The sequence below is a fragment of the Stenotrophomonas sp. HMSC10F07 genome (assembly GCF_001807895.1).
Lineage (GTDB): Bacteria > Pseudomonadota > Gammaproteobacteria > Xanthomonadales > Xanthomonadaceae > Stenotrophomonas > Stenotrophomonas sepilia.
Genome location: NZ_KV791407.1, coordinates 1 through 13,866, shown reverse-complemented (window position 1 = coordinate 13,866; position 13,866 = coordinate 1). Strand labels below are relative to the sequence as shown.

Annotated in this window: 12 protein-coding genes; 9 read left to right on the top strand and 3 right to left on the bottom strand. The window is 68.0% G+C overall.

Annotated elements, in window-relative coordinates:
- The first annotated feature begins 92 nt into the window (after window positions 1-92).
- From HMPREF3114_RS12645 to HMPREF3114_RS12635, 3 genes are all read left to right on the top strand, one after another.
- The gene (locus HMPREF3114_RS12645; protein ID WP_305366808.1) at window positions 93-2,285 is read left to right on the top strand and encodes a TonB-dependent hemoglobin/transferrin/lactoferrin family receptor; all 2,193 of its coding nucleotides are present in this window, start codon (window positions 93-95) and stop codon (window positions 2,283-2,285) included.
- A gap of 4 nt (window positions 2,286-2,289) precedes the next feature.
- Entirely contained in the window at window positions 2,290-2,889 is a 600-nt protein-coding gene (locus HMPREF3114_RS12640) for a Hemin transport protein (RefSeq protein ID WP_070489873.1), read from the top strand.
- A gap of 72 nt (window positions 2,890-2,961) precedes the next feature.
- Window positions 2,962-3,897, top strand: coding sequence for a DUF6607 family protein (locus HMPREF3114_RS12635; protein ID WP_053500081.1), 936 nt, complete (start codon window positions 2,962-2,964; stop codon window positions 3,895-3,897).
- A gap of 102 nt (window positions 3,898-3,999) precedes the next feature.
- Here HMPREF3114_RS12635 and HMPREF3114_RS12630 read toward each other — a convergent pair whose 3' ends face one another.
- Together HMPREF3114_RS12630 and HMPREF3114_RS12625 are read right to left on the bottom strand one after the other, a co-directional pair.
- On the bottom strand, window positions 4,000-6,516 hold the full coding sequence (locus HMPREF3114_RS12630; protein ID WP_070489872.1) for an ABC transporter permease: 2,517 nt from the start codon (window positions 6,514-6,516) through the stop codon (window positions 4,000-4,002).
- Window positions 6,513-7,160, bottom strand: a complete 648-nt coding sequence (locus HMPREF3114_RS12625) for an ABC transporter ATP-binding protein (RefSeq protein WP_070489871.1) — start codon at window positions 7,158-7,160, stop codon at window positions 6,513-6,515. Before HMPREF3114_RS12625 ends, HMPREF3114_RS12630 begins: the two co-directional genes overlap by 4 nt.
- A 75-nt stretch (window positions 7,161-7,235) precedes the next feature.
- Between HMPREF3114_RS12625 and HMPREF3114_RS12620 the strand changes: the two genes are divergently transcribed.
- The 3 genes from HMPREF3114_RS12620 to HMPREF3114_RS12610 all read left to right on the top strand — a co-directional run bounded on the left by HMPREF3114_RS12620 (window position 7,236) and on the right by HMPREF3114_RS12610 (window position 10,106).
- Window positions 7,236-7,880, top strand: coding sequence for an arylesterase (locus HMPREF3114_RS12620; RefSeq protein ID WP_053500077.1), 645 nt, complete (start codon window positions 7,236-7,238; stop codon window positions 7,878-7,880).
- A gap of 87 nt (window positions 7,881-7,967) precedes the next feature.
- Window positions 7,968-8,681 (top strand): response regulator transcription factor, encoded by a 714-nt coding sequence (locus HMPREF3114_RS12615; protein ID WP_002811889.1) that lies wholly within the window; start codon window positions 7,968-7,970, stop codon window positions 8,679-8,681.
- A 153-nt stretch (window positions 8,682-8,834) separates the two neighbouring features.
- Complete coding sequence (locus HMPREF3114_RS12610; RefSeq protein ID WP_053500075.1) at window positions 8,835-10,106, top strand: sensor histidine kinase; 1,272 nt, start codon at window positions 8,835-8,837, stop codon at window positions 10,104-10,106.
- Window positions 10,107-10,199: 93 nt separating this feature from the next.
- Here HMPREF3114_RS12610 and HMPREF3114_RS12605 read toward each other — a convergent pair whose 3' ends face one another.
- The gene (locus tag HMPREF3114_RS12605) at window positions 10,200-10,901 is read right to left on the bottom strand and encodes an SGNH/GDSL hydrolase family protein (RefSeq protein WP_053500094.1); all 702 of its coding nucleotides are present in this window, start codon (window positions 10,899-10,901) and stop codon (window positions 10,200-10,202) included.
- Between the two features lie 211 nt (window positions 10,902-11,112).
- Between HMPREF3114_RS12605 and HMPREF3114_RS12600 the strand changes: the two genes are divergently transcribed.
- From HMPREF3114_RS12600 to HMPREF3114_RS12590, 3 genes are all read left to right on the top strand, one after another.
- The gene (locus HMPREF3114_RS12600) at window positions 11,113-11,508 is read left to right on the top strand and encodes a diacylglycerol kinase (RefSeq protein ID WP_005415335.1); all 396 of its coding nucleotides are present in this window, start codon (window positions 11,113-11,115) and stop codon (window positions 11,506-11,508) included.
- 33 nt (window positions 11,509-11,541) lie between these two features.
- Window positions 11,542-12,291: a TerC family protein gene (locus HMPREF3114_RS12595; protein ID WP_005415336.1), complete on the top strand. Its 750-nt coding sequence runs from the start codon at window positions 11,542-11,544 to the stop codon at window positions 12,289-12,291.
- A 273-nt stretch (window positions 12,292-12,564) separates the two neighbouring features.
- Window positions 12,565-13,725, top strand: coding sequence for an MFS transporter (locus HMPREF3114_RS12590; protein ID WP_053500074.1), 1,161 nt, complete (start codon window positions 12,565-12,567; stop codon window positions 13,723-13,725).
- Window positions 13,726-13,866 lie beyond the last annotated feature (141 nt).

The following is a 13,866-nucleotide window of genomic DNA, read 5'->3' as shown; positions in this document are numbered from 1 at the left end:
GTCCGCGCCCGCTCTCTCCCCCTCGGTCTACCGCGTGCACCTCCCGGGTGTGCCGGTAACCGGGGGTTCCCCTGCCTGACCGAACGAACCCGATGACCCGCCCTACCGCCCTTTGCCTCGCCGTCTGGATGGCCCTGCCGCTGTCCGCCCATGCTGCTGCCGCGGCCACCGCCGCGCCTGATGCGCGCGACTTCGACCGCGTGCAGGTCACCGCCACCCGCACCGAGCGGGCAGTGAGTGACGTGGCGGCCACCGTGGATGTCATCGACCGCGAGCAGATGGACCGGCACCTGGTGCAGGACATCAAGGATCTGCTGCGCTACGAGCCGGGCCTGTCGGTCAGCCGCAGCGCCGCGCGCTTCGGCCTTGGCAGCATCCGCATCCGTGGCCTGGACGGCAACCGCGTGCGCGTGCAGACCGATGGCATCGCCATGCCCACCAGCTTCAACATCGGCTCGTTCTCCAACGCCAACCGCAACTTCACCGATCTGGACACGCTCAAGCGCGTGGAGATCGTGCGCGGCCCGGCCAGCTCGCTGTACGGTTCCGACGCGCTCGGGGGCGTGGTGGCCTTCGTCACCAAGGATCCGGCCGATTACCTGAAGGATGGCAAGGACAGCTACGTCGGCCTGAAGTTCGGCTACGACGGTGAGTGGAAGGGCCTGCTCGGCGGCGTGACCAGCGCGTTCGGCGGCGAACACTGGAGCGGCATGGTCAACATCAACCATCGCCAGGGCCAGGAAACCGGTAACAAGGGCGATGTTCGCAGCCTCGACAACACCCGTACCGCGCCCAACCCGCAGGACCGCGACGGTCGCAGTGGCCTGGCCAAGCTGGTCTATGCACCGAGCGAGGACCAGCGCTTCCGCCTGACCGTGGAAGGCAACGAAGACAACACCGATACCAACGTGCTGTCCTCGATCGACCGCACCACCACCACCGGCATGAAGGCGCGCGACACGCAGAACCGCACCCGCGTGTCGTTCGCCCATGAAATGGATGCGCTGGACAAGGGCTTCGCCGACAACCTGCATTGGCAGCTGTATACCCAGCACAGCGAGACCCACCAGATCACCGACGAAGACCGCGCCAACCGCAGCCGCCGCCACCGCGAGTTCAACTTCGACCAGCGCGTGTACGGCCTGCAGGCACAATTCAACAAGGCGTTCAGCACCGGCAGTGTCGAACACGCGCTGACCTACGGCTTCGAAGGTGCGCGTACCGAGATCCGCCAGAAGCGCGACGGCTATCAGGTTCTGGCCAATGGCCAGACCAGCACCACCATCCTGCCCGACGCCTTCCCGGTACGCGATTTCCCGATCAGCAAGACCACCGAGCTGGGCCTGTACGCGCAGGATGAAATGCGCATGGCCGGCGGCAAGCTGTCGCTGGTGCCGGGCGTGCGCGTGGATCGCTACGAGCTGAAGCCGGAAGTGGACAGCATCTTCGCCGACGACAATCCCGGCGTTGCGGTGGCCAGGCTGACCAAGACCAGCGTCTCGCCGAAGCTGGGCGTGGTCTATCGCTTCACCGACGAATGGTCGCTGTTCGCCGGCTACTCGCATGGTTTCCGCTCGCCGCCGTACAACGACGTCAACCTGGGCTTCACCAACTTCGCCTTCGGTTACACCGCCATCCCCAATCCGGACCTGAAGCCGGAAACCAGTGATGGCATGGAGCTGGGCCTGCGCTTCCTGTCACCTGCCGCCTACGTCAGCGTCAGCGGCTACTACAACGAGTACAAGGATTTCATCGAGTCGCAGTCGCTGGTCGGCACCAACGCCCAGGGCCTGATGGTGTTCCAGTCGCGCAACATCGCCGATGCGCGCATCTACGGTGCCGAACTGAAGGCTGGCGTTGACTTCGGCCAGATCAACCCGGCGCTGCAGGGCTGGGCGCTGCGCAGCTCGGTGGCCTGGTCGCGCGGCGACAACAAGACCGAGGACGCTCCGCTGGATTCGGTCGACCCGCTGCGCGGCACCGTCGGCCTGATGTACGACACCGACGCCTGGGGCGTCGAACTGGCCGGTACCTTCGTCAAGCGCAAGGACCGCGTCACTGCAGCGACGGTGTACCGCCCGGCCGGCTACGGCGTGGCCGACCTGATGGCGCACTGGAACTTCGCCCCGGGCGCGACCTTCAACGTCGGCGTGTTCAACCTGGGCGACAAGCGCTACATCGATTGGTCCAACGTGGGTTCGACGCTGTCGGCGACCAGCCGCGTGCTGGATCGCTACACCAGCCCGGGCCGCACCCTTTCCGCCAGCCTTGCCGTTTCCTGGTGACCTCATGAGCCGCGCCTTGTCCGCACGCAGGAATGACGCCATCACCGTGCAGGGCAGCGCGGCCTGGCCGACCCCGGCACAGCTGGCCACGCTTGGCACCGTGTTGTGCCTGTACCGCGCCGACGGCAACGAGCTCGGTGGCTGGCGCCAGGCGGTGCGCGTGCACGCCTGCCAGGGCGTGGACAGCGAAGGCGTACGCGAAAGCCTGTGTTTCCTTGATACCCGCGGCCGCTGCGTGTGGCGCCTGTACCTGCTGCCCGACAGCGATTTCCTGGCCTGGGACCGGCTGGTCGCGGCGCTGCCGCCGGGCCCGGAGCACGACAGCGATGGCAGTGTCGGCGAACGCCTGTGGCGTCGCCTGGCCGGTCACCTCGGTGGCCAGCGCTGGCGCCTGTGCACGCTGCGCCTGCATGCCGCGGACGAGGGCCGCACGCTGGCAGCCAGCCTGTCGACGTTGTCCTCGCTGGGCGCGGCCACCGCGCGTCGCATCGCGCGGTTGGAAGGTGCCGAAGGCGAGCTGGCGATCGACGATTGCTGCTGCGCCGACGCCGCGCGCCGGCCGACACCCCGTATTCCCGGCGACCTGCCGCTGATCCGCCTGTGATCCTTTCCTGATGGAACGCCCGCCGGCCCTGGAAGGCCTCTCAACGAACCTGCAACCCCGAAGGAAGACCCGATGAAGTTCCAGACAGCCAGCGTCATGCTGTTGCTCGCTGCCAGCGGCGTGGCCAGCGCGCAGCCCTCCGACATCGCCCGCGACCACGACAGCATCCTCGCCATGCAGGGCGAGTACACCGTCGACTTCGCGTTCGACGAGACCGTGCTGCTCAAGCCCGGCTACGAGCGTGCGCCGGCGATGCGCAGCGGCGGCAGCGAAGTGGTCATCGTGGTCGAGGACACCCCGCAGCGCATCGTGCTGCAGCACCTGTTGCTCGATGAGAAGAGCGGCCACATCACCAAGCACTGGCGCCAGGACTGGGTCTACGAAGCGCCCAGCCGTTTCGAGTTCAGCGCCGACCAGACCTGGCAGGTACGCCGCATTCCCGCAGCGGTGAACCAGGGCGCCTGGACCCAGTGCGTGTATGAAGTGAGCGATGCACCGCGCTACTGTGGCACCGGCAAATGGACGTACACCAACAACGTGCCGAGCTGGACCAGCGACCTGAGCTGGCGCCCGCTGCCGCGTCGTGAATACACAAAGCGCAGCGACTACAACGCGCTGGCCGTGGTCAACCGCCACACGCTCACGCCCAATGGCTGGACCCACGAGCAGTTCAATACCAAGGTGCAGCGCAACGCCGACGGCAGCCAGGTGGAGATCGCCCGCGAGTTCGGCTTCAACGACTACGTCAAGACAACCGAGGTCGACTTCACCCCGGCCCGCGCCTACTGGAAGGCCACCGCCGGCTACTGGGCCAAAGTGCGCCAGCGCTGGGACGGCTTCCTCGGCCAGGCCCCGGGCGTGCACCTGAAGACCAAGCTCGATGGCATGGCGATGATCATCCCGCTGTTCACCCAGGCCGAAGAGATCCAGTCCGGCAAACAGGTGAAGGACGCGCAGATCGACGAGGTCTTCGCCAAGTACGTGGAAAAGGCGCCGAAGGAAGGCTGATCGGCGCGGTAGGGTGCCGGACGTGCATTGTACCGGTGGGTGCCGAGCTTGCTCGGCACTGCATCCACGCCATGCGTGGATGCCTTTGCTTTCACAACGGCGTCAGGCCTCGCGCAACGCCAATGCCGGCGGCGTATGCAGGATCGCCCGCGTGCCCCACCAGCCCGCCAGCAGGCTCAAGCCGATGCCGACTACGCCGCCAATCAGCAGCCCCGGCCACGGCGGCAGCAATGGCAGCTCGAACACCTTCTGCGAGACCGCCACGCCGATCGCAGCGGCCGCGCCCACCGCCAGCATCGCCGCCAGCGTGCCCAGCGCGCCGAACTCCACCAGTACCGCGCCACGCAACTGGCGCCGGGTCGCACCCAGGGTGCGTAGTACCGCGCTGTCGTAGCGGCGCTCGCCGGCGGTGGCCTGCAGCGCGGCCAGCAGCACCAGCACGCCGGCCAGCAGGCTGAACACCATCACCAGCTGCACCGCCTGCGCCACGCGCTCCATCACATCGCGCACCTGCGAAATCACCGCATCCACGTCCAGCAGCGACAGGTTCGGCTGCGCGCGCACCAGTTCGCCCAGGCCCGCCGCCTTGCCGGCCGGCAGATGGAAGGCCGACAGCAGGTTGTGCGGGGTTTCGCCCACCGCATTCGGGTTCAGCAACACGAAGAAGTTCGGCCGGAAGGTGTTCCAGTCCGCCTTGCGCACGCTGGTGACGGTGAACTCGCGTTCCTGCTCGCCCACTGCAATGGTGATGCGGTCGCCCGGGTACACGCCGTAACGCTTGGCCCAGCCGATCTCCACTGATGCCTCCGGCGCCGTGCTGTCGTTCTTCCAGAAGGTGCCGTTGACCAGCGTGTTGGCGGGGGGGAAGGTGCTGCGCCAGCTGAAGTTCAACGGCCGGTTCTCGTCGTCGTCATCGCGCTGACCTTCGCCTTGTGCCGCTTGTCCGTCCTGACCGGGCTCGCGGTCCACGCGCAGCGGTGGCTTGCCATTGATCGCGATCAGGCGGCCGGTGGCCATCGGTTCGATGCTGGCGTCACCGGCGCCCAGTCCACGCAGCGTGGCCAGCACGCTGTCGCGCTGCTCGGGCTGGATGTTGATCAGGAAGTAGTTGGGCGTATCAGCGGGCAGGCGCTCGCGCCATTGCTGCAGCAGGCCCGGTCCAGTGACCGCCAGCAGCAACAGCGCACACAGCGACAGCGACAGCCCGACCAGCTGCATTACCGCCAGCATCCGGCGCCGGGTCAGCGCGGCCAGGCCCAGCCGCCAGTGGCCGTGCAGGCGGTGCTGCAGGCCGCGCAGCAGCTGCAGCAGCACGAAGCCGACCACCCCGGCGGCCAGTGCCAGCGTGGCCAGGCCGCCCAGCACCCACAACGCCAGCTTCAGGTCGCCGGTGACCTGCACCGCCAGCAGCAGGCTGGCCGCCAGCGCTGCCACATAGGCCAGCAGTGACGCCGGCGGCAGGGCAGCGAAGGAACGGTTGAGCACCCGCATCGGCGGCACCCCGCGCAGGCGCAGCAGCGGTGGCAGGCCGAAGCCGAACAGCAGCAACAGGCCGATGCCGGCGCCGGTCAGCGCAGGCATCGCCTCGGGCAACGGCAGGCGCTGCGGCACCAGGCTGCCCAGTACCTGCACCAGGCCTTCCTGCGCGGCCATGCCCAGGCCGATGCCGAGCGCACAGGCCGGCACCGCCAGCATCAGCAACTGCAGTGCCAGGCCAAGCAGGATGTCGCGCTGGCGCGCACCCAGGCAGCGCAGGATCGCCACCTGGTCGATGCGGCGCAGCGCGAAGCGGTTGGCCGCCAGCGCCGTGGCCACACCGGCCAGCAGCACGGCCAGCAGCGCGCTCAGGCCGAGGAAGCGCCCGGCCAGATCGAAGGCCTGGCGCACGCCGCGCTGGGTGTCATCCACGCTCAGCAGGCGCAGGCCCTTCACCTGTGGCAGCAGCCACTCACGCAGGGACGCGACCTGCCCGGGCGGTCCTGCAAACATCAGCCGGTAGTTGATGCGGCTGCCGGGGCCAAGCAGTCCCGTGCCTTCCACATCGGCGCGGTTGACCAGCAGGGTGGGGGACAGCGTCAGCAGGTCGCCGCCGGTGTCCGGCTCGGCCTCGATGATGCCGGCGATGCGCAGCGTGCCGGCGCCGAACTCGAGATCATCGCCGGCCTTCAGCCCGAGCCCCTGCAGCAGGCGTGGGTCGGCATAGGCCTGGCCCTTGGGCGGCATGCCGGCATCGGTGATCAACGTACCGCCGGGCGTGGCCCGTACCCGCAGCGCGCCGCGCAGTGGATAGCCCGCCTGCACCGCCTTGATGCTCGCCATCTGGCTGGCCTCGCCATGGAACAGCACGCTGCCGAAGCTGGCGATGCGGGTGTAGGCCAGTCCACGCCGTTGTGCCTCGTCGGCGAATGCCTGCGGCGGGTCATCACGCCCGGCGATGCCGAGATCGCCACCGAGCATTTCCGCCGCGCTGCCTGTCAGCGCCAGGTTGACCCGGTTCACCAGCGTGCCCACCGCGGTCATCACCGCCACGCCCAGCACCAGTGCGGCGAACACGGTGAGCAGGTCGCCGGCCAGCGCCTCGCGACGCAGCGCGCGCCACGCGTGCCGCAGCAGGTTCATGCCTGGGCTCCGCGCTCAACCGGCAGCAGGCGGCCGTCGTCGATACGATGGATGTACTGGCAACGCTGCGCCAGGCGCAGGTCGTGGGTGACCAGTACCAGGGTAGTGCCGCTGCCGGCGTTGAGTTCGAACAGCAGGTCGCTGACGTGCTGGCCGGTGGCATGGTCCAGCGATCCCGTCGGTTCGTCGGCGAACAGGATGCGCGGCCGGGTGACGAAGGCACGCGCCAGTGCCACGCGCTGCTGCTCGCCACCGGACAGCTGGCGCGGGTAGTGGCGGGCGCGATGGGCCAGGCCGACCTGCGCCAGCACTTCATCGACCCGCGTGCGATCCTCGCGCCCGGCGAGTTCCAGTGGCAACGCGACGTTCTCGGCGGCGGTCAGCGCCGGCAGCAGGTGGAAGCTCTGGAACACGAAGCCAACCTCGCGCGCGCGCAGCTGGGCCCGCGCTTCTTCATCGAGGTCGCCCAGATCCTGGCCCGACAGCGCAATGCGGCCCCGACTGGGCAGGTCCAGCCCGGCCAGCAGGCCGAGCAGGGTGGTCTTGCCCGAACCGGAGGCGCCGACGATGGCCGCGCTGGTGCCTTCATGGACGGTCAGGGTGATGTTGTCCAGTATGTGGACTTCACCCTCCGGGCCCTGCACGGATTTGCCGACCTGGTCGACGGCGATGGCGACGGGCGCGCTGCGGGGGGACAGGCTGTCGATGAGGAGACTCCAATGCGCAAGACGGGATGGAGCCGGCGAGCCGGCGCGATGATGGTGCTGCTGCTAGGGTTCCTGCTGTTGCCGGGGCTGGCCTGTGCCAAAGGTCCGGCTGGCACCGTGCTGGTGCTCGGCGACAGCCTCAGTGCCGCCCACAATATCCCTGCCGACGCCGGCTGGGTCAGCTTGCTGCAACAGCGGGTCAGGCAGCAGTCGAAAACCCCGGCGCGCATCGTCAACGCCAGCATGAGCGGGGAAACCACCGCCGGCGCGCTGACCCGCCTGCCGGGCCTGCTGGCCAGGGAGAAGCCGACCGTGGTGGTGATCGCGCTGGGCGGCAATGACGCGCTGCGCGGGCTGACCCCGGCGCAGGTGCAGGGCAACCTGGAAAAAATGGTGCAGGCCAGCCAGAAGGCCGGTGCCAAGGTGCTGCTGCTGGGCATCGACGTGCCGCCCAACTACGGACCGGCCTACCGCCAGCGCCTGGCCGCGGCCTACAAGGCGCTGGCCACGCAGTACAAGGTGCCGCTGCTGCCGTTCCTGCTGGAGGGCGTGGCCCTGCAGCCGGGCATGATGCAGGGCGACGGCCTGCACCCCACGGCGCAGGCGCAGCCGAAGGTGCTGGACAACGTCTGGCCGCTGCTCAGGCCGCTGCTCTGAACCGTTTGTGTACCTCTTGACGGAACTTCACATCGCGTCCACCGTCGATCCGGCATGTTTCACAAAGCTGAAGTTAGAGGGAATCACATGCGTCAGACGAAGGAGACCTCCGGCTTGGTGCTGGTGGTCGAAGACAACCGCAACATCTCCGAGATGATCGGGGAATACCTGGAAGGTCGCGGCTTCGAAGTCGACTATGCACAGGACGGCCTGGATGGCTACCGCCTCGCGGCGGAGAACAGCTATGACGTCGTGGTGCTCGATCTCATGTTGCCGCGCCTGGATGGCATCGAAGTGTGCCGTCGCCTGCGCAACGATGCGCGCAAGTCCACGCCGGTGCTGATGCTCACGGCACGCGACACGCTGGACGACAAGCTCACCGGCCTCGGGTTCGGTGCCGATGACTACCTGACCAAGCCGTTCGCGATCCAGGAGCTGGAAGCCCGCCTGCGCGCGCTGATCCGTCGCGAACGTCGCCAGGTCGGTTCGGAGGTGCTGAAGGTCGCCGACCTGGTGCTCGATCCGGTCAGCATGCGGGCTACCCGTGCCGGTACCGAGCTGCAGCTGTCGCCGATCGGCCTGCGCCTGCTGACCATCCTGATGCGCGAATCGCCGCGCGTGGTCACCCGCCAGGAGATCGAACGCGAGATCTGGGGCAATGGCCTGCCGGATTCGGACACCCTGCGCAGCCATCTGTACAACCTGCGCAAGATCATCGACAAGCCGTTCGACCGTCCGCTGCTGCACACCGTGCAGAGCGCCGGCTATCGCATTGCCGATATTGCCCAGCCGATGGCCTGATCGGGGCCCGGCCTGTGCAGCATCAGGCCTGGCCGGGCAACGACCCCGCACCGGGCACGGATGACCGGCCGGCGCTGCCGCCGGTCAGCGTCCGTGCACGACTACGGCGCAGCGCGCTGCCTATAATCGCAGCGCTCTGACCGGGACCCCGCAATGCCGCACGGCCTGCCGCGCAAGATCCGTATCGCCTTCATCCTGCAGGCAGTCCTGGCCAGCCTGGGCATCCTGCTCGGTGCCTGGCTGGTCTCGCTGGTGATCAAGCACAGCCTGGTCGGCGCCGCCCTGCGCGAGGAAGCGGCCTATTACTGGACGCTGCACGAGGCGTCGCCGGTGCAGCCGCCGCCCAACACCCACAACATCCGCGGCTACCTGCTGGAAAGCGGGCAGTCGGCACTGTCATTGCCGGCCAACCTGCGCACCCTGGAGCCTGGCTTCCACGAGCTGCCCCAGGACGACCAGCTGGTGCTGGTCGACGTGCGCCCTGCCGGTCGCCTGTACCTGGTGTTCCTGCGCTCGCGCGCGGAGATGCTGGCGTTCTGGTTCGGCATCGTGCCGGTGCTGCTGACCCTGTTGGCGGTGTATGGTGCCAGCTGGGTCACCTACCGTGCCTCCAAGCGACTGGTGTCGCCGGTGAACTGGCTGGCGCGGCGGGTCTCGCGCTGGGACCCGGGCCACCCCGAAGCGGCCGATCTGGAGCCGAACAAGCTGCCGGCGGACATGCAGGGCGAGACCCGCCAGCTGGCGGCCGCACTGCATTCGCTGGCCAACCGGGTCAGCGCGCACGTGGCGCGCGAGCGCAACTTCACCCGTGATGCCAGCCATGAGCTGCGCACGCCGTTGACCGTCATCCGCGTGGCCAGCGACATGGCGCTTGGCGATGAAACCCTGCAACCGCGCCTGCGCCGCAGCCTGCAGCGCATCCAGCGTGCAGGCCGTGACATGGAGGCGGTGATCGATGCGTTCCTGATCCTGGCCCGCGAGGCCGATGTCGAACCGCAGATCGAGCTGTTCGACGTCAACGACATCGTCCGCTACGAGGTGGACAACGCCAACGAGCTGCTGGGCAACCGGCCCGTATCGGTGCACCTGCACGGCGACGGCCCGGTACAGCTGCACGCACCGCCGCGGGTGCTGCAGGTGGTGGTCAGCAACCTGGTGCGCAATGCCTGCAGCTACACCGACGAAGGGCGTATCGACGTGCACGTGCTCAATGACCGGGTGGTGGTGCGCGATACCGGCATCGGCATGTCCGCCGAGGCGCTGTCGCGCGCGTTTGAACCGTTCTACCGCGCCGAGCCGAGCCGTCCGCAGGGCACCGGCCTGGGCCTGTCGATCGTGCGCCGGCTGTGCGACCGCTTCGGCTGGAAGGTCAGCCTGGCCAGCGAGCCGGGGCAGGGCACCGAGGCCACGGTGATCTTCCGCTGATCCTCCGACCCCATTGCCCGTGATTCAGTAGATCCACGCCATGCGTGGATGGGGTTGCGGTAGCGCCGGGCCATGCCCGGCGTCCGCAGTCCCTCAGTTGCAGTTGACCTTCGGCGCCAGCGCCCTGGTCCAGATCGCATAGCCGGCCGGGGTCATGTGCAGCATGTCCTCGCGGAACAGCGTCGCATCCGGCTGGCCGTCTGCGCCGAGCATCGGCGTGTAGATGTCGGTGAAACCGGTGTTGGGCAGCTTGGCCAGCGCGGCCTTGATCAGCGTGTTGGCCTCGTTGATCGCCGGCAGCAGGTGCGCGCGCGACGGGCTCGGCTTGATCGACAGGTACTCCACCTTGGTCTTCGGCAGGTCGCGGTGCACGCGCTGCACGAAGGCAACCACGTCGTCGCGCACCTGCACGGCGCTGCGGCCACTGTTGAGGTCGTTGTCGCCCGCGTAGAAGAACACTTTGCATGGCGCATACGGCACCACGATGCGGTCGGCGTACCAGGTGCTGTCGCGCACTTCCGAGCCGCCGAAGCCGCGGTTGAACACTGGCTGGCCAGGGAAGTCGGTGGCCAGGCTCTCCCAGAAGCGGATCGAGGAGCTGCCGATGAACTCGATACCACCGCGCGGCGGCGGGGTGGACTGGTCGGCGCTGGCGAAGCGGGCCATGTCGCCGGCCCAGGCCACGTTGGAGACCTGTTCTGGCACCCGGGGCGACTCGGCCGGGCTCAGCGCCTGGGCCAGCGGTGCGGCAGTCAGCAGGCCCAGCATCAACAGGCAGGTACGGCGACGGGACATCAGGCGCTCCAGCAGGCAAGGGGCATCCATCATAGGAGCATGCCCGGGCCGTTGCTTGCCCCTGGCAGGCCGTTCAGCGGGCCGGCGCGGGCTGCGGTTGGCGGCCTTGTGGCAAAATGGCCGCCATCTGCCTATTCCTGTGCACCCATGATTCCCTGCCGTGCGTCTGAGCGGTCGCTGCGCCGCGCCCCCGTTGCTGGATGTTCCACCCGTGGCTGATCAGTTCGGCCACCTGCCGCGCGGCCCGCGCCGCATCTTCCAGGCCGCCCGCTGGTCCTGGCAGGGCCTGCGCGCTGCCTGGCTGCACGAGTCCTCGTTCCGGCTTGAGGTCTACCTGCTGATCCTGCTGACGCCGATTGCGATCTGGCTGGGCCAGACGCCGGTCGAACGCGCGCTGCTGATCGGCTCGATGCTGCTGGTGCTGGCGATGGAGCTGGCCAACTCGGCCATCGAAGCGGTGATCGAACGCTACGGCAGTGAGATTCACGAGCTGGCCGGCCGCGCCAAGGACATGGGCTCGGCGGCGGTGTTCGTGCTGATGATGAACGTGTTGCTGTGCTGGGCGCTGGTCGTGGTTCCGCACGCGCTGGCCGGCAACTACGGCTGAAACCCCATTCCCCCACTGCCTTGAAGAGTTTCCATGTCCTTTGAGTTCCTCGCCGACCCCAATGCCTGGGTGACCCTGTTCACGCTCAGCGCGCTGGAAATCGTGCTCGGCATCGACAACCTGGTGTTCATTTCCATTGCTGTCAGCAAGCTGCCGGAAGAGCGCCGCCCGTTCGCCCGCAAGCTCGGCATCGCGGTGGCCTGCATTACCCGCATCGGCCTGCTGGTATCGCTGGCCTACCTGGCGCACATGGCGGCAAACCTGTTCACCGTGGCCGGCATGGGCATCTCCATCCGCGACCTGGTGCTGATCGTTGGCGGCCTGTTCCTGATCATCAAGGGCTGCATGGAGATCAAGGAACTGATCAGCGGTGGCGAGGATGAAGATCCCAGCACCACCAAGGCCTCGGCCGTGTTCGGCTACGTGATCGCGCAGATCGCGGTGATCGACATCGTGTTTTCGCTGGACTCGGTGATCACCGCCGTCGGCATCGCCGACCACATTCCGGTGATGGTCGCCGCGATCCTGCTGTCGGTGATGGTGATGCTGCTGGCCGCCAACCCGCTGGGCCGCTTCATCGATGCCAACCCGACCGTGAAGATGCTGGCGCTCGCCTTCATCCTGATGATCGGCGCGGTGCTGATCCTGGACGGCCTGGACGTGCACGTGCCCAAGCCCTACATCTACGCCGCGATGGGCTTCTCGGTGCTGGTGGAGTGGCTGAACCTGCTGATGCGCCGCCGCGCCCGCGAGCACAACGTGCCGGGCGCCGGCAACTGGTAAGTGCGCCACTGGCGTGTGAGTCCCTCAGAACCCCCGGCATTCCGGGGGTTCTGCGTTCTGCCTTGTAGAGCCGAGCCCGTGCTCGGCTGACCGGCCGGAAGCAGCCGAGCATGGGCTCGGCTCTACACCGGAACCGCGGTTTTTGCACTTGTGGCTGCGTTCCGGCTTCCACTTGTGAACCAGGATCAACAGTGTTTTCCCGGGGCGAGGCTTAATCCGGCGCAGCAAAGCGCGCAGGCTACGCACTCCCGATTCCCGCCCCCAGGACCCCCCATGAATTCCAGAGCCGCCTTGCTGGCGCTTGCCGTTGGCGCCTTCGCCATCGGAACCACCGAGTTTGCCCCGATGGGCCTGTTGCCGGTCATCGCCGACGGCGTCGGCGTTGGCATCCCCACTGCGGGCATGCTGATCACCGCCTATGCCGTGGGCGTGATGCTGGGCGCGCCGGTGATGACCCTGCTGATGGGGCGTTTCGGCAAGCGCACCGCGCTGATGCTGCTGATGTCGATCTTCGTCGCCGGCAATCTGTTGTCTGCGCTGGCGCCGAACTACGGGCTGCTGTTGTTGTCGCGCCTGGTCACCAGCCTCAACCATGGTGCCTTCTTCGGCATCGGTGCGGTGGTCGCCGCCAGCCTGGTGCCGAAGGAAAAGCAGGCCGCAGCCGTGGCCACCATGTTCATGGGCCTGACCATCGCCAACATCGGCGGTGTGCCGCTGGCGACCTGGGTCGGCCAGCAGCTGGGCTGGCGCCTGTCCTTCGCCGGTACTGCGGCGCTGGGCCTGATCGCGATCACTGCGCTGGGCTTCGCGCTGCCGGCATCTGCACCGGGGCCGCGCCCGGACGTGCGCCGCGAACTGAAGGCGATCCTGCAGCCGCAGGTGCTGCTGGCGATGGCCACCACCGTGCTTGGTGCGGGTGCGATGTTCACCCTCTATACCTACGTCGCACCGGTGCTGACCGAATTGACCGGCGCCTCCAATGCCTTCATCGCGATGTCGCTGGCCCTGATCGGCATCGGCTTCACCTTCGGCAACGGCATCGGTGGACGGATGGCTGACTGGTCGCTCGATGGCGCCACACGGATCCTGCTGGCCGTCCTGGCGGTGCTGATGTTCGTGCTGCCGCTGGCCTTCATGAGCCACGCCACCGCGGCGCTGGGTGTACTGCTGTTCGGTGCGGCGACCTTCGCCCTCGTGCCGCCGCTGCAGATCCGGGTGATGCAGGTGGCCAGCGAGGCGCCGGGCCTGGCGTCGTCGATCAACGTGGGTGCATTCAACCTGGGCAATGCGGTAGGTGCTGCGCTGGGGGGGGCGGTGATCAGCTCGGGACTGGGCTACGCCGCGATTCCGGTGGCCGGTGGCCTGCTGGCCGCGTCGGGCCTGCTGCTGGCATGGCTGGGGCGTCCGCGCACTGCGGTGGCTGAAGCCTGCTGAGGGGTGTTGGATTCCGGCAGGGCTTGCAGCCCTGCACCCGCTAAAGGCGAAGGCAACCGCCGAAGCAACAGCAACCGCAACAGCCGGCGCTGGTTTTCTGAGGGTTGGGCGGGGCGGTGTGGGTTGGCAGGACACGCCGTG

Bases quoted from the DNA above. Each gene is read 5' to 3' on its own strand.
- HMPREF3114_RS12605 (WP_053500094.1), bottom strand. From the start codon at position 10,901: ATGTCCCGTCGCCGTACCTGCCTGTTGATGCTGGGCCTGCTGACTGCC.
- HMPREF3114_RS12610 (WP_053500075.1), top strand. From the start codon at position 8,835: ATGCCGCACGGCCTGCCGCGCAAGATCCGTATCGCCTTCATCCTGCAG.
- HMPREF3114_RS12635 (WP_053500081.1), top strand. From the start codon at position 2,962: ATGAAGTTCCAGACAGCCAGCGTCATGCTGTTGCTCGCTGCCAGCGGC.
- HMPREF3114_RS12645 (WP_305366808.1), top strand. From the start codon at position 93: ATGACCCGCCCTACCGCCCTTTGCCTCGCCGTCTGGATGGCCCTGCCG.
- HMPREF3114_RS12640 (WP_070489873.1), top strand. From the start codon at position 2,290: ATGAGCCGCGCCTTGTCCGCACGCAGGAATGACGCCATCACCGTGCAG.
- HMPREF3114_RS12615 (WP_002811889.1), top strand. From the start codon at position 7,968: ATGCGTCAGACGAAGGAGACCTCCGGCTTGGTGCTGGTGGTCGAAGAC.
- HMPREF3114_RS12630 (WP_070489872.1), bottom strand. From the start codon at position 6,516: ATGAACCTGCTGCGGCACGCGTGGCGCGCGCTGCGTCGCGAGGCGCTG.
- HMPREF3114_RS12595 (WP_005415336.1), top strand. From the start codon at position 11,542: ATGTCCTTTGAGTTCCTCGCCGACCCCAATGCCTGGGTGACCCTGTTC.
- HMPREF3114_RS12620 (WP_053500077.1), top strand. From the start codon at position 7,236: ATGCGCAAGACGGGATGGAGCCGGCGAGCCGGCGCGATGATGGTGCTG.
- HMPREF3114_RS12590 (WP_053500074.1), top strand. From the start codon at position 12,565: ATGAATTCCAGAGCCGCCTTGCTGGCGCTTGCCGTTGGCGCCTTCGCC.